The 22135-nt window shown below is 73.2% G+C and carries 24 protein-coding genes; 14 read left to right on the top strand and 10 right to left on the bottom strand.

What is annotated here, in order from left to right:
• Positions 1–26: 26 nt before the first annotated feature.
• Complete coding sequence (locus ACQPY0_RS10595) at positions 27–608, bottom strand: DUF998 domain-containing protein (protein ID WP_432987370.1); 582 nt, start codon at positions 606–608, stop codon at positions 27–29.
• A gap of 224 nt (positions 609–832) precedes the next feature.
• Between ACQPY0_RS10595 and ACQPY0_RS10590 the strand changes: the two genes are divergently transcribed.
• From ACQPY0_RS10590 to ACQPY0_RS10580, 3 genes are read left to right on the top strand one after another with little or no spacing between them, the layout of a single operon-like run.
• The gene (locus ACQPY0_RS10590) at positions 833–1291 is read left to right on the top strand and encodes a MarR family winged helix-turn-helix transcriptional regulator (RefSeq protein ID WP_432987368.1); all 459 of its coding nucleotides are present in this window, start codon (positions 833–835) and stop codon (positions 1289–1291) included.
• Positions 1269–1694, top strand: coding sequence for an organic hydroperoxide resistance protein (locus ACQPY0_RS10585; RefSeq protein WP_432987366.1), 426 nt, complete (start codon positions 1269–1271; stop codon positions 1692–1694). The genes ACQPY0_RS10590 and ACQPY0_RS10585 overlap by 23 nt, the downstream gene beginning before the upstream one ends.
• Positions 1691–2701, top strand: a complete 1011-nt coding sequence (locus tag ACQPY0_RS10580) for an NADP-dependent oxidoreductase (protein ID WP_432987364.1) — start codon at positions 1691–1693, stop codon at positions 2699–2701. The genes ACQPY0_RS10585 and ACQPY0_RS10580 overlap by 4 nt, the downstream gene beginning before the upstream one ends.
• Positions 2702–2766: 65 nt before the next feature.
• On the opposite strand, the gene ACQPY0_RS10575 is transcribed toward ACQPY0_RS10580, so the two are convergent.
• Positions 2767–4236 carry a hypothetical protein gene (locus ACQPY0_RS10575; RefSeq protein ID WP_432987362.1) on the bottom strand — a complete coding sequence of 490 codons (1470 nt, stop codon included), beginning with the start codon at positions 4234–4236 and terminating at the stop codon, positions 2767–2769.
• Between the two features lie 87 nt (positions 4237–4323).
• On the opposite strand from ACQPY0_RS10575, the gene ACQPY0_RS10570 reads away from it, so the two are divergent.
• From ACQPY0_RS10570 to ACQPY0_RS10560, 3 genes are all read left to right on the top strand, one after another.
• Positions 4324–4863 carry a hypothetical protein gene (locus tag ACQPY0_RS10570; RefSeq protein WP_432987360.1) on the top strand — a complete coding sequence of 180 codons (540 nt, stop codon included), beginning with the start codon at positions 4324–4326 and terminating at the stop codon, positions 4861–4863.
• 561 nt (positions 4864–5424) lie between these two features.
• The gene (locus ACQPY0_RS10565; protein WP_432987358.1) at positions 5425–6381 is read left to right on the top strand and encodes a hypothetical protein; all 957 of its coding nucleotides are present in this window, start codon (positions 5425–5427) and stop codon (positions 6379–6381) included.
• Entirely contained in the window at positions 6382–7557 is a 1176-nt protein-coding gene (locus ACQPY0_RS10560) for an MFS transporter (protein WP_432987356.1), read from the top strand.
• Here the strand turns inward: ACQPY0_RS10560 and hrpA are convergent.
• Both hrpA and ACQPY0_RS10550 read right to left on the bottom strand, forming a co-directional pair.
• A complete protein-coding gene (gene hrpA, locus ACQPY0_RS10555) occupies positions 7527–11396 on the bottom strand; it encodes an ATP-dependent RNA helicase HrpA (protein WP_432987354.1) in 3870 nt (1289 codons plus the stop codon). The genes ACQPY0_RS10560 and hrpA overlap by 31 nt on opposite strands.
• Positions 11397–11965: 569 nt before the next feature.
• Complete coding sequence (locus tag ACQPY0_RS10550) at positions 11966–12916, bottom strand: NADP-dependent oxidoreductase (RefSeq protein WP_432987352.1); 951 nt, start codon at positions 12914–12916, stop codon at positions 11966–11968.
• 85 nt (positions 12917–13001) lie between these two features.
• Here ACQPY0_RS10550 and ACQPY0_RS10545 point away from each other — a divergent pair, with 85 nt between their 5' ends.
• Both ACQPY0_RS10545 and ACQPY0_RS10540 read left to right on the top strand, forming a co-directional pair.
• Positions 13002–13571, top strand: a complete 570-nt coding sequence (locus ACQPY0_RS10545) for a TetR/AcrR family transcriptional regulator (RefSeq protein ID WP_432987350.1) — start codon at positions 13002–13004, stop codon at positions 13569–13571.
• A gap of 182 nt (positions 13572–13753) precedes the next feature.
• Positions 13754–14545, top strand: a complete 792-nt coding sequence (locus tag ACQPY0_RS10540) for a pentapeptide repeat-containing protein (RefSeq protein ID WP_432987348.1) — start codon at positions 13754–13756, stop codon at positions 14543–14545.
• 3 nt (positions 14546–14548) lie between these two features.
• Here ACQPY0_RS10540 and ACQPY0_RS10535 read toward each other — a convergent pair whose 3' ends face one another.
• Both ACQPY0_RS10535 and ACQPY0_RS10530 read right to left on the bottom strand, forming a co-directional pair.
• Complete coding sequence (locus ACQPY0_RS10535; RefSeq protein WP_432987346.1) at positions 14549–14983, bottom strand: RidA family protein; 435 nt, start codon at positions 14981–14983, stop codon at positions 14549–14551.
• A gap of 4 nt (positions 14984–14987) precedes the next feature.
• Complete coding sequence (locus ACQPY0_RS10530) at positions 14988–15110, bottom strand: hypothetical protein (protein WP_432987344.1); 123 nt, start codon at positions 15108–15110, stop codon at positions 14988–14990.
• A 51-nt stretch (positions 15111–15161) separates the two neighbouring features.
• On the opposite strand from ACQPY0_RS10530, the gene mug reads away from it, so the two are divergent.
• The 4 genes from mug to ACQPY0_RS10510 all read left to right on the top strand — a co-directional run bounded on the left by mug (position 15162) and on the right by ACQPY0_RS10510 (position 16859).
• Positions 15162–15749, top strand: a complete 588-nt coding sequence (gene mug, locus ACQPY0_RS10525; RefSeq protein ID WP_432987342.1) for a G/U mismatch-specific DNA glycosylase — start codon at positions 15162–15164, stop codon at positions 15747–15749.
• Between the two features lie 22 nt (positions 15750–15771).
• A complete protein-coding gene (locus ACQPY0_RS10520) occupies positions 15772–16056 on the top strand; it encodes a hypothetical protein (protein WP_432987341.1) in 285 nt (94 codons plus the stop codon).
• Complete coding sequence (locus tag ACQPY0_RS10515) at positions 16053–16400, top strand: ribbon-helix-helix protein, CopG family (RefSeq protein ID WP_432987339.1); 348 nt, start codon at positions 16053–16055, stop codon at positions 16398–16400. Before ACQPY0_RS10520 ends, ACQPY0_RS10515 begins: the two co-directional genes overlap by 4 nt.
• A gap of 192 nt (positions 16401–16592) precedes the next feature.
• Complete coding sequence (locus ACQPY0_RS10510; protein WP_432987337.1) at positions 16593–16859, top strand: SET domain-containing protein-lysine N-methyltransferase; 267 nt, start codon at positions 16593–16595, stop codon at positions 16857–16859.
• Between the two features lie 68 nt (positions 16860–16927).
• Here ACQPY0_RS10510 and ACQPY0_RS10505 read toward each other — a convergent pair whose 3' ends face one another.
• The 3 genes from ACQPY0_RS10505 to ACQPY0_RS10495 are packed head-to-tail and all read right to left on the bottom strand — an operon-like array spanning position 16928 to position 18943.
• On the bottom strand, positions 16928–17245 hold the full coding sequence (locus ACQPY0_RS10505; protein WP_432987335.1) for a hypothetical protein: 318 nt from the start codon (positions 17243–17245) through the stop codon (positions 16928–16930).
• 10 nt (positions 17246–17255) lie between these two features.
• Positions 17256–18284: an S-adenosylmethionine:tRNA ribosyltransferase-isomerase gene (locus ACQPY0_RS10500; RefSeq protein WP_432987333.1), complete on the bottom strand. Its 1029-nt coding sequence runs from the start codon at positions 18282–18284 to the stop codon at positions 17256–17258.
• The gene (locus tag ACQPY0_RS10495) at positions 18281–18943 is read right to left on the bottom strand and encodes an SDR family oxidoreductase (protein WP_432987331.1); all 663 of its coding nucleotides are present in this window, start codon (positions 18941–18943) and stop codon (positions 18281–18283) included. Before ACQPY0_RS10495 ends, ACQPY0_RS10500 begins: the two co-directional genes overlap by 4 nt.
• 116 nt (positions 18944–19059) lie before the next feature.
• Here ACQPY0_RS10495 and ACQPY0_RS10490 point away from each other — a divergent pair, with 116 nt between their 5' ends.
• Both ACQPY0_RS10490 and ACQPY0_RS10485 read left to right on the top strand, forming a co-directional pair.
• The gene (locus ACQPY0_RS10490) at positions 19060–20190 is read left to right on the top strand and encodes a GAF domain-containing protein (RefSeq protein WP_432987329.1); all 1131 of its coding nucleotides are present in this window, start codon (positions 19060–19062) and stop codon (positions 20188–20190) included.
• Positions 20183–20803, top strand: coding sequence for a response regulator (locus tag ACQPY0_RS10485; protein ID WP_432987327.1), 621 nt, complete (start codon positions 20183–20185; stop codon positions 20801–20803). Before ACQPY0_RS10490 ends, ACQPY0_RS10485 begins: the two co-directional genes overlap by 8 nt.
• On the opposite strand, the gene ACQPY0_RS10480 is transcribed toward ACQPY0_RS10485, so the two are convergent.
• The gene (locus ACQPY0_RS10480) at positions 20800–22098 is read right to left on the bottom strand and encodes an aspartate aminotransferase family protein (RefSeq protein WP_432987325.1); all 1299 of its coding nucleotides are present in this window, start codon (positions 22096–22098) and stop codon (positions 20800–20802) included. The genes ACQPY0_RS10485 and ACQPY0_RS10480 overlap by 4 nt on opposite strands.
• Between the last annotated feature and the right edge of the window lie 37 nt (positions 22099–22135).

Here is a 22135-nt window from a genome sequence, read left to right as displayed (position 1 = left end):
ATGCCGCTTCGGCGCAGGCCCAGGACTCATATGCCGCTTCGGCGCAGGGCCAGGACCGTCGCGAGGGGCCAGACCGACTCCGCGCCGGCGGCCAAGCGCTCGGCCAGCCCGACCAGGACGCCGCTGCCGAGGGCGATGGCGAACAGCAGCACCAGCGCGACCATGACCAGCGTCGCGGGAATCATCACGCGCACAGGCGGCCGGGGCGCCCCACCGCCGCCTTGTCGCCACAGGGCCGGCCACAGCGCGAGGCAGACGAACGCGAAGGTCGCCGCGACCTGATGCGCACCGGAGGTGCTGGCCGCCGGCACCGGAAACGCGCCAGCGCCGAGCGTGGCAGCGCCGCCGAGCCCGAGCATCACCCGCGCCGGCTTGGCCAGTGGCCGCAGCCCACACGCGGTGACGATGTGGGCAAGCCCGAGCCCGACGAGCGCGACAGTCATCACCCAGCGATGCTCGACCCCGTCCGCGGCAAGGGCACTGATGGTGTCCCGCAACGAGTCGTACCCGGGTTGCAGCGCAGCCGCGACGGTCCACCCCCCGATGAGCAACACGGGCGCGACGGCGGAGGAAACGAGGGCATACCCAGCGACGGCATCGCGACGCATGGCCCCCAGTATTCCGCTCACCCCGCCACCGTCCGACCACGCCCACGCGGGCCACGCCTCCCCGCACCCCATCGCCCCCGCGCCCTCGCTCCCACCCCGCGACCCCGTACGCCCCCGCGACCTGCTGCGGCCCTGCGCTCCAGCCCGTGAGCCGCATCGAATGCTCTGTCGGTCGCGTCTCACTTCGGTCGCGCACGACTTAATCGTGCGCTACCGTTGGCGCCGTGGACGTCCTTCCGCTTGACCGGCAGGTCTGCTTCGCGCTCTACACCGCCACCCGCGCGGTCACGGCGCGCTACCGGCCGCTGCTCGACGAGCTGGGCCTGACCTACCCGCAGTACCTGGTCCTACTCGCGCTCTGGGAGCGTGACGAGCGGACCGTGAAGGACCTCGGCACGGCGCTGCGGCTGGACTCCAGCACGCTGTCACCGCTGCTCAAGCGCCTCGAGGCGGCCGGCCTCGTAGCGCGGGAGCGGCGCACCGACGACGAGCGCTCGGTCGTCGTGAGACTCACCGGCGACGGCGCGGCTCTGCGTCAAAGGGCCGCCACGATACCGGAGCGGCTGGTCTGCGACGGCGGGCTCGGCGGCGGCGAACTCGCGGAACTCCGCGACACCCTCGTGCGGCTCACCGCCGCACTCCAGCGACAGGGAGAGATCGATGCAGGTGCTCTACACGGCTGAGGTCGCCGCCACCGGCGACGGCCGCAACGGCCACGTCACCAGCTCCGACGGCATCGTCGACTTCGACGTTCGCATGCCCGAGGAGATGGGCGGCGCGGGCGGAGCGACCAATCCCGAGCAGCTCTTCGCCGCCGGCTATGCGGCCTGCTACCACAGCGCGCTGCGCAGCGTGGCCCGCCGCCAGGACGCGCTCGCCGCGGTCGAGGGCTCCGAGGTGCGGGCGAAGGTCGGCATCGGCCCGAACGGCGCCGGCGGATACGGCCTGGAGGTCTGGCTCACCGTGACCCTGCCGGCCACCGACCCCGGCACCGCCCAGCAACTCGCCGACGCCGCCCACCAGGTCTGCCCCTACTCCAACGCCACCCGCGGCAACATCGACGTGCACATCGAGGTCACCAAGTGACCGGCACCGTCAACCGGGTCTGGCACCTGGCGGCGCGCCCGACCGGCTTCCCGTCGGAGTCGGACTTCGAGCTCAGGCCGGAGCCGGTGCCCTCGCCCGGGCCCGGCCAGGTCCTGGTGCGCAACGAGGTCATGTCCGTCGACCCGGCCATGCGCGGCCGGATGAACGACGTGAAGTCCTACGTCGAGCCGTTCCAGCTCGGCGCCCCGCTGGACGGCGGCGCGGTCGGCACCGTGGTCGCGTCGCGGTCCGGGGACGTCGAGGCCGGCCAGAGCGTGCTGCACGGCCTGGGCTGGCGGGAGTACGCGCTGCTGGACGCCGCGCGGGTGCGCGTGGTCGACACGACGGCCGCGCCCGCCTCCGCGTTTCTCGGGGTGCTCGGCATGCCGGGCCTGACCGCCTACGCCGGGCTGCTCGACGTGGCCCGCATGCGCCCCGAGGAGACGGTGTTCGTCTCCGGCGCGGCCGGCGCGGTCGGCACGCTGGTCGGCCAGATCGCCAGGCTGCGGGGCGCCCGCCTGGTGATCGGCTCGGCCGGCACACCGGAGAAGGTGCGATACCTCACCGAGGAACTGGGCTTCGACGGGGCCTTCAACTATCGCGACGGTGACATCCGCGGCCAGCTCAAGCGCCTGGCCCCGGACGGCATCGACGTCTTCTTCGACAACGTGGGCGGCGAGCAGCTCGAGGCGGCCCTGTTCCGGATGAACCTGCACGGGCGGATCGCGGTGTGCGGGGCGATCTCGCAGTACAACACCCCGGACGCCACCGGCATCCGCAACCTGAGCCTGCTGATCAGCAAGCGCCTCACCATGCAGGGCTTCCTCGTCCTGGACCACTGGTCCCGGCGCGAGGCCTTCATGGAGGAGATGACCGCCTGGCTGCGCGAGGACCGGATCAAGGTCGCCGAGACGTTCGTCGACGGCATCGACCACGCGGTGGAGGCGTTCCTGGGCATGCTCAAGGGCGCCAACCTGGGCAAGATGATCGTCCGCCTGACCGCGTGACCCGCCGGCCACGGCCGGGGCGACGCACGCGCGAACCCCGGCCGGGGCGGCGCGACGCCCGGACCTCAGTTCGCGGCGGGGCCGATCGGGAGGTGAAGCTGGAAGGCGACCTCCGTGTAATGGATCACCGGGGGTGGCAGCGCCTCGAGCTGGCGCTCCAGCACCACCAGCAGCTCCCGCGGCGGGGCGACGGGGCGGGCCATGATGCGCACCGCCACCGGCCGGTTCGGGGCCAGACGGAACTCCACCATCAGCTCCTCGGTGTGGTGGCGCACCCCGGTGAAGAGCCGCTCCACCACCCGCCGGGCGCGGTCGAGGAAGTCGCTCAGCTCGGCCGGTGTCGTGGCCTGGCGCAGCTGCTCCTCGCTCGTCAGCAGCACGATCCGGCCGGGGCGCGGGGACGGCGCCGGGGCGGCGGCGGGCGGGGCGGCCATCGTGGTCGCCGCCGGCACGCCGTTGAGCAGCGTCGGGGACAGGGCGTTGACCGCGTCCGGGCCCTCCGGGACCTCGGCGTCCTCGGCCGACGGGTGGGTGACCCGGAAGGCGAGCGCCCGCACGGCGCCGCCGGGCAGGCCGATCTCGACCGGGCGGCCGGCCTCCACGGCCTGCAGGAGGCGGGCGTGCATCGCGCCGGTGAGCAGCACCGCGAAGCCGTCCTCGACCTGCCGCGCCGTCGGCTGCTGGACCGGATCGCCGGGGGCGGCACCGGGCCGGGCGGCGGAGCCGCGCACGATCAGCAGGAAGTTGCAGGCCAGCCTCGTCGCGCGCTCGCCGCCCGGGGCGACGATCGCGGCGGGGCCGGACTGGCCGGGAGACCACACGTAGGTCTTCGGCGTGCCGGCCAGCCCCGGCAGGTACGCGCAAACCTCCGGCGCCTCCCGCATCGCCTCCCGCAGGCCGGGTAGCTCCTCGGCCGGCACCGACAGCTCCAGCCGGTCGCCGTCGTGGACCACGTGCAGGAACGGCAGGTTGTACGCCGGCGCGCGGGACAGCATCGTCGCCGCCCGGAACTCGGCGTCGGAAAGGACCGGGGCGCGGCCGGGCCGGAACCACCACGGGTGCGGGTAGTAGCGCTCCTGGGCCCCCAGCAGGGCGAGCACCCGCGCGTGGCCGAAGCGCTGCACGATCGCGGTCTCCCCGCCCAGCAGCGGCAGGGCGATCAGCGGCGGGCGCGGCAGGTCCACAGTGGACGGCAGGGCGGCCGGCGGGTCGGCGTAGACGAAGCCGGTCACGCGCTCGTCGACGTCGACGCCCGGGCGACCGAAGACGCTCACGTCGCCGGCGTCGACCAGGCGGCCCTCGGCGGCGAAGCGGTGCACGGTGCGGGCCATGGTGAGCGGGAAGCCCGGTGCCGGCGCGCCGGTGCGGGCAACCGCGAAGACCATCTCCCGCTGGCCGTGCCGCTCCAGGCCGTCGGTGGTGTAAAGCAGCGCGGGCAGCATCCCGCCGGCCGTGCGGATGCCACCCTCGTCGATGGCGACCGACAGCTCGCCGGGGATGAGTATCTCCCGGCCGACGGGTAACGCGGAGCCCACGGGGCCGATCATCGCACCCGCGTGCAAGGGTCCCGGACACACGATCGCGGTGGGACGATGACAGGCATGCGCGTTGGTGTGATGCGTATGACATCGGAGCCCCCGCCCGGCTACGTCGCGTTCGTCACCCGGCACCTGGAGCCACTGCGCCGCGACGCCTCACAGGTCGCCGGCGCCGAGGACGCCGACGTCCTCTACGCCGACGTGCTCACCGACGTGGCCACCCACTGGTCCTGGCTGGAGCTGCGGCGAACGCGCCTGGGCCGTCCGGAGGCGGCCGAGGACTTCCTGGGCCGGGTCTTCCAGCGCCGCTCGGAGCGCTGGTTCGGCTCCGGCGAGGAGTCCGGCGAGGAGGAGGACCGCCAGATCACGGTCACCCCCGAGGAGCGACCCGAGAAGCCGCAACGCCGGGTGTACGTCAGCACCGCCGTCCGCCTCGCCCCGATGGTCGTGCCGCGGAAGGCCCGCCCGCGCAACTTCGTGGCCGGCCCGGTGTCGGAGGCGGCGATCGCCTGGTGGCACGCGTACGAGAACATCCGCCGCCGGCGGCTCGTCTACGCCGGTTTCGTGGTCCTCGCGCTACTGCTCGCCCTGGCCCAGTTCAGCGCGCCGGCCCCCGAGATGTAGCCAGCACACATGTAGCCATGCTACTCGTCGAACTCGGAAACGCTCACGGGCGCGGCGCCGGATTCGTGTTCCGCAAGACCAGCGACACTGCTCTTCGCGCCCTGTTCGCGTTCTCGTCCGTGGTCACGCCGTTCTCCTTCGCCGCCGCCGGCGGGGTCGCCTCGGGCCGGGGTGCCGCCCCGGACCGCGGGCCGCGGCGACTGGAACCCGGCATCGATCGCGACCAGGGCCGTATGCGCGGTACCTCGCCGCGGTCTTCCTCACCCACAGCGCCCGGCGCGAGGACCCGGACCTGGTGCCGGGCTGCTCGCCGTGAAAACTCGACGACAGCCGGCTCGCCGAGCGGCTGCGGGGGTGGGCGACGGCGCAGGCCACGGGCGTCGTCGGTGTCGCGGCCACCCCGGCCGTGATGCGCGCCACCCTCTGATCCTGACGCCGTCGCCGTGGTGGCTTTTCTGCCTGTTTCAGGCGCCTGTGGGCGATTCATCTGGCCGGTCTGCGGACGGCGATCGTTGACAAATCCTGCTAGTGTCCGCCGAAGCTATGGGTGACGTCCGGAGGTTGAGGCGCTGGAGCGCGGCGGCGAGTGCCGTCGCGATCGTCGGCGTCGGCACGCTCGCGCTGACCGCCACGCCCGCCTGGGCCGCCGACCCGCTCGAGATCAAGGTCGACAACAGCGTCCAGGGCAAGGTCGGCGACAAGGTCACGGTCCGCTTCGTGGTCAAGAACAACTCGAAGCAGCCGGTCGAGGACGTCACCGTGCTCGTCCAGGCCCCCAGCAACGCGGTCATGGACCCGGACAACAACCCCGGCTGCGCCGTCGGCGGCGCCGGGCGCGGCGCGACCTGCCGCTACGCCAGCATCGCCGCCGACAAGTCCGCCGGCGGCCAGGTCGTGCTGATCGTCAAGAGCGCCGGGCAGGCCAACGGCCGGGTCTCGGTCGAGCACGGCAACGCCGACAACTTCGCCCTGCGCGCCACCGGCGGGCCCAGCGCGACCGCGAGCAGCAAGTCGCCGAAGCCGACCAGGTCCAGCGGGGCTTCGGCCAGCGCCGAGCCGACCATCGCCGACGACGGCACCTTCGCCCCGCCGCAGGCCGGCAACGGCGTGGCCATCGAGCCGACCACCGCCCCGACCACCACCCGCACCGGCGGCGACGGCGGCGGGCTGTCGACGGGCCTGTGGGTCGGCATCGCGGCGATCGTGGGCGCGCTGGGCCTCATCGGCAGCCTCTTCTGGTTCCGCCGCAAGGACCGCAACGAGCCCGAGACGGGCATGCAGCCGGCGGTCCCGGCCCCGGGCGGCTTCCCCATGAACTACGGTCCGGCCCAGCCGACGACGTATGGCACCCCGGCCACCCCCACGACCTACGGCTCGCCGGCCGCCGGCGCGACGCAGATGATCCCGCCGGTGAGCAGCGCCCCGCCCCCCGGGCCGACGCAGATCATCCCGCCCGGCCAGCCGCCCCAGGGCGGCGGCGACCAGACCGTCATGTTCAAGCGGCCCGACGACTTCTAGATGGACCGGGCCCGGGTGAACAGGGCGGCGCTGGGCACGGCCGTGGTGTTCACGGCCAGCGGCACCGTCATGGGCGGCTGGGTCTCGCGTATCCCCGCGGTCGTGCGCCACCTGGACATCAGCACGGGCGAACTCGGCCGGGCCCTGCTCGCCCTCGGCATCGGCTCGCTGCTGTCCATGCCCGTGACCGGCCGCGCGTGCCGGCGCTTCGGCACCCGCGCCTGGGTCGCGCTCACCGCCGCCGGCTCGGCCGCCGCGCTCGCCGCCGCCGGCTTCGCGGGCGGGCTGTGGCCGCTCACCGGCGCCCTGTTCGCGTTCGGGCTCGCCTACGGCTCCTGGGACGTGGCGATGAACGTCCAGGGCAGCCACGTCGACCGGCGGGCCGGCAAGGAGTGGATGCCGCAGTACCACGCCTGCTGGAGCCTCGGCTCGATCGGCGGGGCGGCCGCCGGGTCGCTCGCCGCCCGCGCGGGTATGGACGCCGGTGCGCACCTGGCGGTCGCCGCGGCCGTCGCCCTCGCCGCGGCGTACGCCGGCATCACCCTGTATCTGGACGAGCGCCGCGACGCCGTCGAACCGGCCCCGCAGGGGCACCGGCGCCGCCTCGGCCTCGACCGGGCCCTGCTGCTCATCGGGCTGCTGACGTTCTGCGCCACGGTCGCGGAGGGGGCGGCGGGCGACTGGCTGGCGCTGTACCTCGACACGGGCCGGCAGGTCTCCCAGGCCTCCGCCGCGCTGGGCTACACCGTCTTCGCCGTGGCGATGACCGCCGGCCGGTTCGCCGGCAGCACCGTTATCGCGCGCCTCGGCCGCCCCGCCGCGGTCCGCCTCGGCGGGCTGCTGGCCGTGGCCGGGGTCGCCGCGGCGGTCCTCGCCCCGTGGATGCCGCTGTCGTACACCGGTGCGCTCCTGTGGGGCCTGGGCGTCTGCCTGGTGTTCCCGGCCGCGGTGAGCGCGGCCGGCGAGACGGCCCGCCCGGCCGACGCGATCGCGCTGGTCACCAGCATCGGGTACGGCTCCATCCTGGTCGGCCCGCCCCTCATCGGTGCCCTGGCCGACGTGGTCGGCCTCGGCCGCGCCCTGCTGGGCCTCGCCCTGCTGGCGGCCGGCATCGTGGCGCTGGCCCCGGCGCTGCGGGTCACGGCTCAGCCCGACAGCGCGTCCATCGCGCGGTAGATGCGCACGTCGGAGACCGGGTAGGCGGTGCCAAGGGCCTGCGCGAACAGCCCGACCCGCAGCTCCTCGATCATCCAGCGGATCTCCCGCAGCTGCGGTGACATGGTCATCGTGTTCACCAGCTGGTCGTACTCCCGCTGGACCTCGGCCACCGTGAGCATCCGGTCCCGGTCGCGGGCCGGGTCGCTCGGCACCTTCTCCAGGCGCTTCTCGATGCCGCGCAGGTAGCGCTCCAGGTCCGGCAGGCGCTGCCAGCCGGTGTCGGTGACGAAGCCGCGGTACACCAGCCGGGACAGCTGCGTGCGCATGTCGGTCAGGGCCGGCAGCAGCAGCGGGTTCTTCGTGCGGGCCAGCTTCTGCTCGGCGTCGTAGGCCGCGGCGAGGATCTTCCGCACGCTGCCGATCACGTCCAGGGTCAGGTCGACCACGTCGGCGCGGACCTTGTCGCGCAGGGCCGCGAACCCGGCCTCGTCCCACGCCGGGCCGCCGGCGTCGGTCATGAGCTGGTCGACGGCGCAGGCCGCGCAGTCCTCCAGCAGGTCCACCGCGTTCTTGTGCGGGTTGCGGCTCAGCGCCAGCTTCGCCTCGTTGGACAGCCGCCCCTGCACGAACCGGGCCGGCGGCGGCAGCGTGAGCTGCAGCAGGCGGCGGGTGCCGGCCCACATCTCCAGCCGCTGGCGGGCCGACAGATCGAACGCCCGGACCGCGACCGAGGTGCCCTCGTCAACCAGGGCCGGGTACACGGTGAGGGTGTGCCCGGCGACCGTGCGCGACAGGCTCGTGGGCAGCGTGCCGAACTCCCAGCTCGTCGCGCCGGTGCGGGTCACGTCCTCGGCGGCCTGGGCCACGGTCGCCTGGACCTTGGGGGCGAGACGCTCACGCAGTACACCCAAATCCTTGCCCTCGCCGAGGACCTTGCCGGCGTCGTCGACGATCCGGAAGGTCGTCTTGAGGTGCTCGGGCACCTTCGCGAGGTCCCACTCCTGGCGCGGCACCGCGACTCCGGTCATCCGGCGCAGCTGGTGCGCCAGCGCGTCGAGCAGGTCGCCGTCGCGGGGCGTCATCTCCGCGAGGGCGTCGCGGGCGGTGTCGGGGGCCGGGACGAAGTTGCGCCGGGTCGCCTTCGGCAGCGACTTGATCAGCGCCGTCACGAGATCCTCACGCAGCCCCGGCACCTGCCACACGAAGTCGGCGTCGCGGACCCGGCCGAGCAGCGGCAGTCCGATGTGGACGGTCACGCCGTCGGCCTCGGTGCCCGGCTCGAACTGGTACGTCAGCGCGAAGCGGTGCCCGTCCTGCTCCCAGGCGTCCGGGTACTGCTCCTGGCGTACGGCGTCGGCGGAGGCGTTGACGAGCATCGCCGGGTCGAAGGTGAGCAGTTCGGGCTGCTCGCGGCGGGTCTTCTTCCACCAGCTGTCGAAGTGCCGGCCGGAGACCACCTCGGCCGGCAGCCGCTCGTCGTAGAAGGCGAACAGCGTCTCGTCGTCGACGAGCAGGTCCCGGCGGCGGGCCCGGGCCTCGAGCTCCTCCACCTCGTCGAGCAGGCGGCGGTTCTCGGCGAAGAACGCGTGCGGGGTGTCCCAGTCCCCCTCGACCAGCGCGTGCCGGATGAACAGCTCGCGGGCCAGCGGCGCATCGATGCGGCCGAAGTTCACCTTGCGGCTGGTGACGATCGGGACGCCGTACAGCGTGACCTTCTCCGAGGCCATCACCGCGGCCGGCTTGCGCTCCCAGTGCGGCTCGCTGTATTGCCGCTTCACGAGGTGCCCGGCCAGCGGCTCGATCCACTCGGGCTCGATGCGGGCCACGACCCGGGCCCACAGCCGCGACGTCTCGACCAGCTCGGCGGCCATCACCCAGCGTGGCGTCTTGCGGAACAGCGCCGAGCCCGGGAAGACCGCGAAGCGCGCGTTACGGGCGCCGAGGTACTCGTTCTTCTCCGCGTCCTTGAGCCCGATGTGCGACAGCAGGCCGGACAGCAGCGAGACGTGGATCGGGTACGCCGCGGCGGGCTCCTCGTTCGGCGTGACGTCCATCGTCTTGAGCACCTGGCGCAGCTGGCTGTAGATGTCCTGCCACTCCCGCACACGCAGGTAGTTGAGGAACTCGGCCCGGCACAGCTTGCGGAACTGGTTGCTGGAGAGCTCCTGCTGCTTGTCCTGCAGGTAGTTCCAGAGGTTCAGGAAGCCGGTGAAGTCGGAGTCCTTGTCGGCGAAGCGGGCGTGCAGCTGCTGGGCCTGGGCCTGCTGCTCGGCCGGGCGCTCGCGGGGGTCCTGGATGGACAGTGCCGCGGCGATCACCATGACCTCGCGCACGCACCCGTTCTTCTCCGCCTCCAGGACCATGCGGGCCAGCCGCGGGTCGACCGGCAGCTGCGCCAGGCGCCGCCCGAGCGGGGTCAGCCGCGGCCCGGCCTCGATCGCGCCGAGCTCCTCCAGCAGCTGCACGCCGGCGTTGACGTTGCGCCGGTCCGGCGGGTCGATGAACGGGAACGCGGCCAGGTCGCCCAGCCCCAGCGAGATCATCTGCAGGATGACCGACGCCAGGTTGGTGCGCAGGATCTCCGGGTCGGTGAACTCGGGCCGCGCGTTGAAGTCGTCCTCGCTGTAGAGGCGGATGCACACACCGTCGGACGTGCGCCCGCAGCGGCCCTTGCGCTGGTTGGCCGACGCCTGCGAGACGGGCTCGATCGGCAGTCGCTGCACCTTCAGACGGTGGCTGTACCGCGAGATGCGCGCCGTTCCCGGATCGACGACATACTTGATGCCGGGGACCGTCAGCGATGTCTCGGCCACGTTGGTCGCGAGCACCACCCGGCGGCCCGAGTGCGGCTGGAACACCCGGTGCTGCTCGGCGAAGGACAGCCGGGCGAACAGCGGCAGGATCTCCGTGTTGGGCAGGTCGAGGCGGGCCAGGGCGTCGGCGGCGTCGCGGATCTCCCGCTCGCCGCTGAGGAACACCAGCACGTCCCCGGGCCCCTCGGCCTGCAGCTCCATGACGGCCATGCAGATCGCGTCGAACTGGTCGACCTCTTCCGCACCCTCGTCGGGTGCCTCCACGGGCCGATACCGCACCTCGACCGGGTACGTCCGCCCGGACACCTCGACGATCGGAGCGTCGCCGAAGTGCCGCGAGAAGCGCTCGGGGTCGATGGTGGCCGAGGTGATGATGAGCTTCAGGTCGGGACGGCGGGGCAGCAGTTGCTTGAGGTATCCGAGAATGAAGTCGATGTTGAGGCTGCGCTCATGGGCCTCGTCGATGATGAGGGTGTCGTACTTTCGCAGCATCCGGTCCTGCTGGATCTCCGCCAGCAGGATGCCGTCGGTCATGACCTTGACCATCGTCCGGTCGCTGGAGTTGTCGGTGAAGCGCACCTTGAACCCGACGGTCGAGCCGACCTCGGTGCCCAGCTCCTCCGCGACCCGCTCGGCCACGGTCCGCGCCGCGATCCGCCGCGGCTGGGTGTGCCCGATCTGCCCGCTCACGCCCCGCCCCAGCTCCAGGCAGATCTTCGGCAGCTGGGTCGTCTTGCCCGACCCGGTCTCGCCCGCGACGATCACGACCTGGTGGTCGCGGATCTTCTCGAGGATCTCGTCCTTGCGCTGACTGACCGGCAGCTGCTCGGGATACCTGATCTCGGGCCGCGCGGCGCGGCGGGCGGCGACCCGCTGCTCGGCGCGCTCCACATCGGCCTTGATCGCCTCGGCAATGGCATCGGCGTTACGGGACCGGCGAGCCCCGTCGATCCGCCGTCGCAGGCGATGCTGGTCCTGCGGCATGAGCCCGGCGAGACGCGCGCGCAGTTCGCCGAGACTGGTCGGCTGGGACGTTTCAGACATGACGCAGGCAAGAATAGGCACGCGTCGCCGCGTTTGCCCGGTGATTTTCCCGTCACCCGGTCTTCCAAGCCCTCACCACCGCGGCTAACGTGCCCCGCCCCGGCTCACAGACCCCCACCACACGGCTCGCAGAGCCCACCCCCACGGCCTTCCGGCACCGCCCCACCCCCCGACTCACAGCAGCCCGCCCCGCAGCCTCCAACCGCCCGCCCCACAGCTCCCAGGGCCCCACCACACGGCTCTCCAGGGGCCGCCCACAGCTCCCACGGCCTGCCCCGCGGCTTCTCAGGGGCCGCCCACAGCGCCCCCGCCTCGCGGAGATTCGCTCGCCTCGTGTGCCCTTGTGCGTGGGCGAGATATCCGCTTCTGTCCGACCACGAGCACGGTCGACGGTGACTGCGGTTGCACGGCGACATCGGCCGCGCTTCTCAGCTGCCGGCGGGCGAGCCGTTCCTGCATTTCACGGCTCTGCAACGAAGCGGAAGGTGGCGCCCCGGAACGAGAAAAGAGGACCCTGGTCCTGCTCCTCGTCCGGGGCACGCCCCGCCTTACCAGGCCAGACCGGACGATCACAGCATGAGCATGAGCTTGCCGCCGGGTCGGCCAGACCGGCTGAGCTTGGCCGCTTCCTGGATTTGGCCGAGGGTGTAGGTGCGGGCGACCGGCACGGTCAGGATGCCTTCGCCGGCGAGTCGTGCGAACTCGTCCAACTGCTCGTAACTGATCTCGGTGGTGATCCGGACACCCAGTTCGGCCGCGGCGGCGAAGTCCGAGACGGTGAGGACGTGGTCGGGGTCGCCGGTCAGCTCGATCAGGGTCGGTAGCACGCCGCCGGCCGGGCTGGGCTGATCCGGGCGGTCGATCCGGCCGCCGGTCGGGGCCGCGTCCAGGGCCCGGTCGACGCGGCCGGCGGCCAGCGCGGTGACGCGTTCGGCCATGCCGTCGCCGTAGGCGGTCACTCGGGCGCCGATCTGTTCCAGTGCGGCGGACCGCGTCGGCCCGGCGGTGGCGATCACCCGGATGCCCCGGTGCAGCGCGAAGCGCACCGCCGCCTCGCCAACGGTGCTGCCCGCGCCGTGGACGAGCAGCAGCTCGCCCGGTTGGACGCCGAGGTCGCCAAGGGCGCGCCACGCCGTCTCGGCCGCCATCGGCAGCGCGGCGGCCTGCTCGGCGGTGACGCCTTCGGGGATGTGCGCCCAGGCCGGCATCAGCGCGTGTTCGGCGGCGCCGGCAGTCGGGCCGTGGAAGGTGGCCGGGCCGAACACGCGGTCGCCGATCTGGACGCCGGTGACAGCCTCGCCGAGCGCGTCGACGATCCCCGCGACCTCGAAGCCAAGCCCCCGCGGCAGCGGTGGCAGATGGTCGGCGAGGAGGCCGTCGACGACGTGCCAGTCGGCCGGGGTCAGGCCGCACGCCTGGACGGCGATCCGGATCTGGCCGGGTCCCGGCTCCGGTGCCGGGACCTCGCGCAGCTCGATCACGTCCGGGGATCCGAACCGGTCGAACTGAAGAGCCTTCATGACGATCTCCATGGTTGATAACAGCATCTGTTGTCATTGACTCTAGCATCGCGATGACAGCTTCTGTTGTCATACTCTGGTGGGCATGCCGAGATGGGAGTCCGACGCACAGGGCCGGCTCGAGCGCGCGGCGCTCGAGCTGTTCGAGACGCAAGGTTTCGAGCGCACCACGGTCGCGCAGATCGCGGACGCCGCCGGCCTGAAGGAGCGTTCCTTCTACCGCTACTTCCCCGACAAGCGGGAGGTGCTCTTCGCCGGCAACGAGTTCGAGGCCCACCTCGTCGACCATGTCGATGCGGCCGACCCGGACCTCACGCCGATCGAGGCCGTGCTGAGCGCGCTGCGAACCGCCGACGGGATCTTTCCGCGTGAGCTCCTGCTGCGCCGCGTCAGAGTGATCGCCGCCAACCCAGCACTGGCGGAGCGCGATCTGATCAAGCTCGCCGACATCGCCGACGCGCTGGCGCGGGCGATCGAACGCCGCGGCATCGAGGCCGGCAAGGCGCGCTTGATCATCGACGTGGTGATGGCGATCCACCGGCGCGCCACGTCCAGCTGGCTGGCCGATCCCGACGCATCCCTGGCCGGGCTCATCACCCAGGCCGCGGCCGAGCTGCGCGAGGCGGTCACGCTGCCGGCACCGACAGTCCGCTGAGCCCGCCGCAACGAGGAACGACAGCTCCCACTCAGCCGGCTCCCGATGGATCGGCGTTTCTTGGGTTTCCCCGGGTCGGGGGGACAGGCACTGTCCGGTACTTGCCTTTTGGCGGCTTTTGGCGAATCCTCCCCACGGGGCCGCTGTGACGGATTGTCACTCCTGCCACTAACGTCACACCCATGGCCATGCCCGCCGTCCCCTCCCAGCCGTTACCCTCCGGCGCGGTGCCACCCCGTCCGGGCCCCCGCCACGCGGCCCCGACCCGAACGTTCTCGGCCGGGACGTTCGCGACCGGCGCGTTCCCGACCGTCGCCGCCGGCCGCCCCGGCCCGGCCCGCCCGCGCCCGCCGAAGGCCCTGACGCTGGCCACACTGGAGGAGGACGACCTCCGCGACGCCGGCGCCTACCAGGCCATCGGCTTCTACGACCTGGCCCTGACCGGCCGCAGCGCCCGCTCGGCCGAGTTCGTCCAGTGCCGATTCAACCGCGCCGACCTCACCGGCACCGCCCTGTCGGCCGCGATCCTCACCGACTGCCTGCTGGAGGGCACGGTCCTCGACCACGTACACGCCGACCACGCCGTGCTGCACCGCGTGACGCTGCGCGACTGCGGCCTGGCCGACCTGCAGTGGCTGGGGGGCACGCTGCGCGACGTCACGGTCCGCGACTGCCGCGCCGCGCGCAGCGTCTTCCGCGACGCCCACCTGCAGGCGGTGTTCTTCACCGACACGGACCTGACCGGCGCCGACTTCACCGACGCCGACCTGACGGGCGCCACGTTCACCGGCTGCGACCTCAGCGGCGCGACGTTCACCGGCGCCGCCGGGGCCGGCGCCCGCTTCAAGGCGTGTGCCCTGGCCGGCGTGGCCGGCATCGAGGGCCTGGCCGGTGCCACGGTCACCGACACCGACCCGGCCGAGCTGCTCCCCCTGCTGGCGACGGCCCTGTCGATCACCCTGACGGAGGTATGACGGCTATCCGATGCTCGCCTGACGCGGCCACCCGAGCCCGGGCGCGACCCCGCCTCCGGCCCGCCGCGCCGTCACCTCGATCTCGATCCGCATGCGAGGGTCGGACAGCCCGCACACCTGCATGGTGGCGGCCGGCCGCACGTCGCCCATCCACCGCTTCAGCACCGGAAAGCAGGACTCGAAGTCGGCGGCGTCGGGCAGCAGGTATCGCACCCGCACCACGTCCCCGACCGACGCCCCGGCCTGCTTGAGCGCCGCGTCGATGTTCCGCCAGCACTGCTCGGCCTGCTCGACGACGTCGTCGGAGATGCTCATCGCCGAGTAGTCGAACCCGGTCGTGCCGGACACGTGCACCCAGTCGCCGTCCGCGACCGCCCGCGAGTACCCGATCTCCGCCTCGAACGTGGACCCGCTGGAAATCAACCGCCGCTCGCCCATACCGTCAGACGCTAGACGTGCCGCAGCAGGTCCACATCGTCAGGATGTCGTTGACCCGGATCCTCAGCCGCCGCCCGGACGCCGCCTGCAGCGCCCGGGCCCGCGCCACCAGCCCCTCGGCGGACACCCATCGACGTCTGTGCCGGACCGGCCCCGGCGCCCTGGCATGCTTGTCCGCATGCCGTCGCGAGTGAACCGCCCCGCCGCCCCGCGCGTGCGCTTCACCCGTGAGGAGCTCCTGGCCGCCGCCGGTCGCCTCCTGCCCGACGTGATCGCCCCCGGCCTGGACGTCCTGCTGTGCGGCATCAACCCGGGCCTGTGGTCGGCGGCGACGGGCCACCACTTCGCCCGCCCGGGCAACCGATTCTGGCCGGCCCTGCACCTGAGCGGCTTCACCCCGCGGCTGCTGCGCCCCGACGAGCAGGCGCTCCTGCCCGGCTGGGGCCTGGGCATCACCAACCTGGCCGCACGGGCCACGGCCCGGGCCGACGAGCTCACCCGCGAGGAGCTGACCGAGGGCGCGGCGATCCTGCGCGCCAAGGTGGCCGAACACGCTCCCAGGTGGCTCGCCGTCCTGGGCGTCACGGCGTTCCGTACGGCCTTCGGCCTGCAGGCGGCGAAGGTCGGCCCCCAGGACCTGGCCACCCTGTCCCCGACGCGGATCTGGATCCTGCCCAACCCGAGCGGCCTGAACGCCCACTACCAGCTTGACCGGCTGGCCGAAGAATTCGCCCGGCTACGCGAGGCGATCGAGGTGCCGGCGTAATACGCCCCGTTATACTTTCGACGTGGCAGACTCCTACCGGTGGCCCGCAGAGGGCCCCGGTGACCTTCGTGACGGCCTGACCGCGAAGGATGTCATCGACGCGCTGCACGCGCCGGCCACACTCCGGATGGACAACCGCGTACCACCACGGAGGCCGACGTTCCTCACGGTCTGCGCACCGACCTCCGCCGAACAGCGACTCATCATCGTCACGTGCACCCGCGACGAGGACGACGTCTGGACCATCGTCGGCGCCCGTGAAGCCGGCATGAACGAGCGCCAGATGTGGAGGAAACACACATCATGACCAAGAAGCGTGAGGATCTGGCCGGCATGCCACCCGCCGAGGCCGCGGAGTTCGCACTCAACAACGACCTCGGTGACCTGTTCGACGAAGCAGAGGTAGTTCGGGAACGACGCCCGGCCAAGATGGTGACCACGCTGCGCCTCGATCTGGACATCCAGGCCGAGCTCGAGGCCGCGGCCGGCGCTCGGGGAATCGGCTCGTCAACCTTGATGCGGCAGATCATCGAGGAGTGGGTGGCCGCCCATCGAGGGGGGCCGGTCCCGAACCAGTTCGGTGAACTGGTTCGTCACCTCGACGCAGCTCGTCAGGCGGCGGCCTCACTTGCCAGGGAAGCCGCCGCCTGACTGTTGTCGCGCGCCCCGAACAGCCTGAACGCCGGCCGAGCAGGGACGTCATGACCGAGCCCATCGAACCACCCGAGGCCGACTGCTGTCTGCATCCGCACGCGGTGCCCGGGGTCTCGGCGATCGCGGGGCGAGGGCTGTTCGCCCGGGCGCCGATCGCCGCCGGGACCGTCGCGGCTCGGCGGCCGGCTGGTGGAGTGGGACGAGCCGCGGCGCCCCATCGCGGCCGCGACGCACCACGTGGACACCATCACCGTCACCTGGCGGCTCAAGGGGCCCGGCAACCACGGATGCGACCCCAGCCTGTGGTGGTCCGGGCCGTACACGCTCGTCGCGCGGCGAGACATCGCGGCCGGTGAGGAGCTCACCAACGACTATGCGACCAGCACCGCCGACCCCGGCTTCCGCATGCCCGTGCGCGTGCGGCACGGCGCTGTGCCGCGGCACCGTCACCGGTGACGACTGGCGCCGCCGGGATCTGCAAAGCGTTACGAGGGGCACTGGGTGCCGGCGCTGCTGGAGCGGATTCAGGCGAGCTCGGCCGGGGGTTCGTAGCGGGCGGCCCGCTCGGCCAGGAGCTGGCCGAAGACGCCGCTCGGGCGGCCGCAGTCGGCGCAGACGAAGTTGTCGTCCAGGCGCGGGCCGCCGCAGTGCTCGCAGGCGCCGCGGTCGCGCGGGTCCTGGTACGCCCGCAGCGCCTCGCCCAGGGCCTTCACCACCGGCGCGCGCAGGGCGACGACCTGCTCGCCGACCCGGACCGAGGCCACCGGCGGGCCGGGCGCCGGGTCATACCCGTCGAGGCGCTCCGCGAACTGCCGCAGCGCGGCGGCGACCTGCTCCTCCACGGGTTCGACCCTAACCCAGGCCGCCCGGCAGCAGAAGGTTCACGTCCCCGAACTCGTGCCAGAGGTACCCGTGCCGGATCGCCGCGGCGTAGCAGGCCCGCAGCACCGGCGCGGGCGCGACCGCCGCGAGCAGGTCCAGGTGGGACGCGTGCGGCTCGTGGAATCCGGTCAGCAGCCCGTCGACCACGGCCACGCCCCGGGACGGGGTCACGACGAGGTCGGTGTACCCGTCGCGGGCGGCGACCCGGCCGTCCGGCCCGACCGAGCTCTCCAGGGCCCGGACCGCGGTCGTGCCCACGGCGACGATCCGGCCGCCGGCCGCGCGGGCGTCGTTGATCAGGCGTGCGGTGGTGGCGGGGACGGAGAACCACTCCGGGTACGGCCGCTCGTGCGCCTCCGGCGAGGCGACCCCGGTGTGCAGCAGCAGCGGCGCGAACTGCACCCCGGCGGCCACGAGCCGCGTGACGACCCGATCGGTGAACGGGCGGGCGGCGCTGGGCATCTCGGCGCTGCCGGGCACCGTGGCGAACACGGTCTGGTAGTCGGCCAGCGGCCACCGGCGGCGCACGTAGGGGTAGCGGATCGGCTCGCCGTACCGCTGCAGGAAATCGACGACCGGCAACCCCGAGCGGATCGTGGCGGCCCACAGCCGGCCCCGCGTGTAGGGCTCCTCCAGGGTGGCGGTGGCGCCGCCGGGCAGCTCGAGCGCGCCGGGCCGGCCGGGCAGCGGGCGAAGATCACGGCCCCGCACCTCGACCGCCCAGCGCCCGTCGGGCAGCTCGGTGGAGAAGTGCAGCCGCATCGGTACGCCGGAAACCTCCACCGCCGCGGCCAGCGTCCCGGACGTGTTGACGACCAGCACGTCCCCGGCGCGCAGCAGCCCGGGCAGGTCCGTGAACCGGTGGTGCGCCACGCCCGCGGCGGAGCCCACGAGCAGCCGGACCCCGTCGCGGGCCAGGCCCCGGGCCTCGGGCGGCTCGTGCGCCTCCAGCTCCGGCGGCAGCTCGAAGGCCGGCACCGGGGCCGTCGCGACACTCACAGCCGCACCCGGCCCGACTCCGGCCGGGTCGCGAGCAGCCGCAGGAACGCGGGCGTCACCGACTCGGGCAGCGGACGGTCGCTGATGTCCTCGCCGGGGAAGGCCTCGGCGTGCATCCGGGTGCGCAGGTCGCCCGGGTCGACCCACCAGACGCGCACCTTCGGCTCCTCGGCGGCGAGCACGCTGGACAACTGCTCGACGGCGGCCTTCGCCGAGCCGTAGCCGCCCCACCCCGGATACGCCCCGGTCGCCGTGTCCGAGCTGACGTTCACGACCGCACCGCCGTACTCCCGCAGCGCGGGCAGCGCCAGCTGGGTCAGGGCGAGCGGCGCGACGACGTTCACCTCGTAGACGCCGCGCAGCACGTCGAGCGGGTAGTCGGCCAGGACCGGCTGCGGGCTCGGGCCGAGGATGCCGGCGTTGTTGACGAGCAGGTCGAGCCGGCCGGTCTCCAGCGCGGTCTCGACGAGCAGGGCACGGTGCCAGGAGTCGGTGACGTCGCCGGGGACGGCGATGACGCCGGGGATCCCGGGGTCCCGCAGGGTGCGCCCGTCGCCGACTACGGTCCACCCCGCGCCCGCGAGCGCCTCGGCGAGGGCCCGGCCGAGCCCGCGGGTCACGCCGGTGACGACGGCGGTCGGTGCGTCAGGATTGCTCATACCTGCGACGCTAGGAAGCGCCCGGCCCCGTGCCATCGGGCGGCGGACCGGGCCCCGCCTAGGACCATGGTCCTAAGCCCTGCAAAAGCGGACCCCGGCGTCGGTACGGTTGGTGCGTGGCCGGATGCGATCGGGACGAGCTGCGCGAGGTGAGCGCCGCGGTGCTGGCCGTCACCGCCCACCTGTCGGTCCGCGAGGTCCTGCAGACGATCGTCTCCGCGGCCCGGCGGCTGCTCGGCGCGCGCTACGCGGCCCTGGGCATCCCCGACGGCAACGGCTCGTTCCGCGAGTTCCTCGCCGACGGCCTCACCGACGAGCAGTGGCGCGCGATCGGCCCGATCCCGCGCCAGCACGGCCTGCTGGGCGTGATGCTGTCCGACCCGCACCCGGTCCGCTCGGCCGACATCCGCACCCACCCGCGCTTCGAGGGCTACCCGGCCGCGCACCCGGAGATGGTGGACTTCCTCGGGATGCCCATTGTGGACGGTGACGAGATCCTCGGCGAGCTGTTCCTGGCCGACAAGGAGGACGGCCCGTTCGACGCCGACGACGAGGAGCTGCTGAAGCTGCTCGCCGCCCACGCGGCGATCGCGATCGTCAACGCGCGGCTCTACGAGCGCGGCCGCGAGCTGTCCATCGTGCAGGAGCGGCAGCGCATCGCCCGGGAGCTGCACGACGCGGTGACGCAGAAGCTGTTCAGCCTCCGGCTCACCGCCGAGGCCGCGGCCGCGCTGGTCTCCCGCGACCCGGACCGCGCCGCGGCCGAGCTGGACACGGTGCGCCGCCTGGCCGCGGAGGCGACGGCGGAGCTCAAGTCCATTGTGGTCGGCCTGCGCCCGGTGGACCTGGCCGGCGACGGGCTCGCCGCGGCCCTGCGCCGCCAGGCGGAGCTGCTCGACCGGGTGCACGCGGCCCGGGTCACGTTCGCCACGGACGCGGTGCCGCGGCTGGCGGCGGCGCGGGAGGAGGCGGCGTACCGCGTGGCCCAGGAGGCCCTGCACAACGCCCTGCGCCACGCGGACGCCGGCCACATCGCGGTGGAGCTGCGCCGTGCCGGCCCCGGCGTGGTCCTCACGGTCGCCGACGACGGCCGCGGCTTCGACGCCGGGCGCGTGGGCGGGGCGCACCGGCGGCGCCTGGGCCTGGCGTCGATGCGCGAGCGCGCCCGGGCGGCCGGTGGCCGGCTGCTGATCCGCTCGCGCCCGGGCGAGGGCACGACGGTCACGATGGAGGTGCCGGGTGGCTGACCCCATCCGGGTGCTCGTGGTCGACGACCATCCGGTGGTCCGGCAGGGGCTGCGCACCTTCCTCGACCTGCAGGACGACATCGAGGTCGTCGGCGAGGCGGAAGACAGCGTCTCCTGCGTCGCCGAGGCCGCCCGCACCGACCCCGACGTGATCCTGCTCGACCTGCGCATGCCCGGCGGCGACGGGGTCGAGGCCCTGCAGGGCCTGGGATCTTCCCGCGCCCGCGTCCTCGTCATCACCAGCTTCACCGACCCGGCGGCCGTGCTGCCGGCGGTGCGGGCGGGCGCGGCCGGGTACGTCTTCAAGGACGTCGACCCGCCCGCGCTCGCCGCCGCGATCCGCGCCGTGCACGCCGGGCACGTGCTGATGCACCCCGACGTGGCCCGCCTGCTCGCCGACAGCGGCCCGCCGCCCGGGGCCGCGCACCTGACCGCGCGGGAGCGGCAGGTGCTGGCCGAGGTGGCGCGGGGCCGCTCCAACCGGGAGATCGCCCGCGCCCTGGGCCTGGCCGAGAAGACCGTGAAGACGCACGTCAGCGCGATCCTGACCAAGCTCGGGGTGCAGGACCGCACGCAGGCCGCGCTGTATGCCGTACGGCACGATCTGGGTTAGCTCATCTTCAGTGCCTCGTCCAGAATGGACAGTCCCCGGTCGATCTCCTCGTCGCTGCTCGTCAGCGGCGGCGCGATGCGGAACGTCCCGCCCATGCCCGGCAGCTGCACCATGTTCATGTGCAGCCCGAGCGCCAGGCACCGCTGGGTGACCTCGGCCCCGAGCTTGTCCGCGCCGGTCTTGCTCGCCCGGTCGGTGACGAGCTCCAGGCCCTGCAGCAGCCCGCGCCCGCGCACGTCCCCGACGACCTCGTGCCGGCTCCGCAGCTCCAGCAGCCCCGTGCGCAGCCGCTCGCCGAGCTCGGTCGCGCGCCGGTCGAGCCCGTCGCGCTCCAGGATGTCCAGCACGGTGTTGCCCACGGCCGCGGGCAACGGGTCGCTGACGTGCGTGGTGTAGAAGAGGAAGCCGCGCTCGTACGCCTGCTGCTCGATCTCCGCCGTGGTCACCACGGCTGCGAGCGGCAGCCCCGCCCCGAGCGTCTTGGACAGCGTGATGATGTCGGGGGCGACGCCGTCGCGCTCGAAGGCGTACCACGTCCCGGTCCGGCACAGCCCCGTCTGCGCCTCGTCGAGGATCAGCAGCATGCCCCGCTCGCGGCACTTGCTCCGCAGCGCGGCGAAGTAGCCGGGCGGCGGCTCGATCACCCCGCCCGAGCTGAGGATCGGCTCGACCAGGCACGCGGCCGGCGCCCCGACCGACTGCGCGTCGAAGAGCGCGAACGCGTGGTCGAGCTGCCGCCGCCAGTCGAGGTTGCCGTCGGCGTCGACGAAGTCGGGCCGGTACGCGTCCGGCGCCGGGATCGCGAAGTTCCCGGGCGCGGCGGGCCCGTAGCCGCGCCGCCCCGCGCTGTACGTGGCCCCGGCCGCGGCCTGCGTCATGCCGTGCCACGACCGGGCGAACGAGACGATCTCGTGCCCGCCGGTGACGAGCTTCGCCATGCGCACGGCGGCCTCGTTGGACTCGGCCCCGGTGGTCAGCAGCAGCACCTTCGAAAGGTCTTCTCCGCTCTTCGCGGTGAGCGACTCGCCCAGCCGCCGCGACAGCGTGACGACGGGCTCGGACAGCATCCCGCTGAAAAGATGATCGAGGGTGCCGACCTGGCGCCGCACGGTCTCGACGATCTCGGGGTGCGAGTGCCCGAGGATGGCGCTCATCTGCCCCGACGTGAAGTCGAGAATCCGCCGCCCGTCAGCGGTGACGACGTGGCTGCCGTCGGCCCGGACAATGATCTCCGGCGTGAACGCCCCGCCGTACCGCACGACATGCCGCTGAACATCACTCCAGAAATCCGTCATGCTCAGGACGCTACGACGGTCCCCTGTTCACATCCAG

This window comes from Dactylosporangium sp. CA-233914 (assembly GCF_050942935.1).
Lineage (GTDB): Bacteria > Actinomycetota > Actinomycetes > Mycobacteriales > Micromonosporaceae > Dactylosporangium.
Note: the sequence above shows the minus strand (reverse complement) of the source record. Positions and strands in the feature narration are given on the sequence as shown.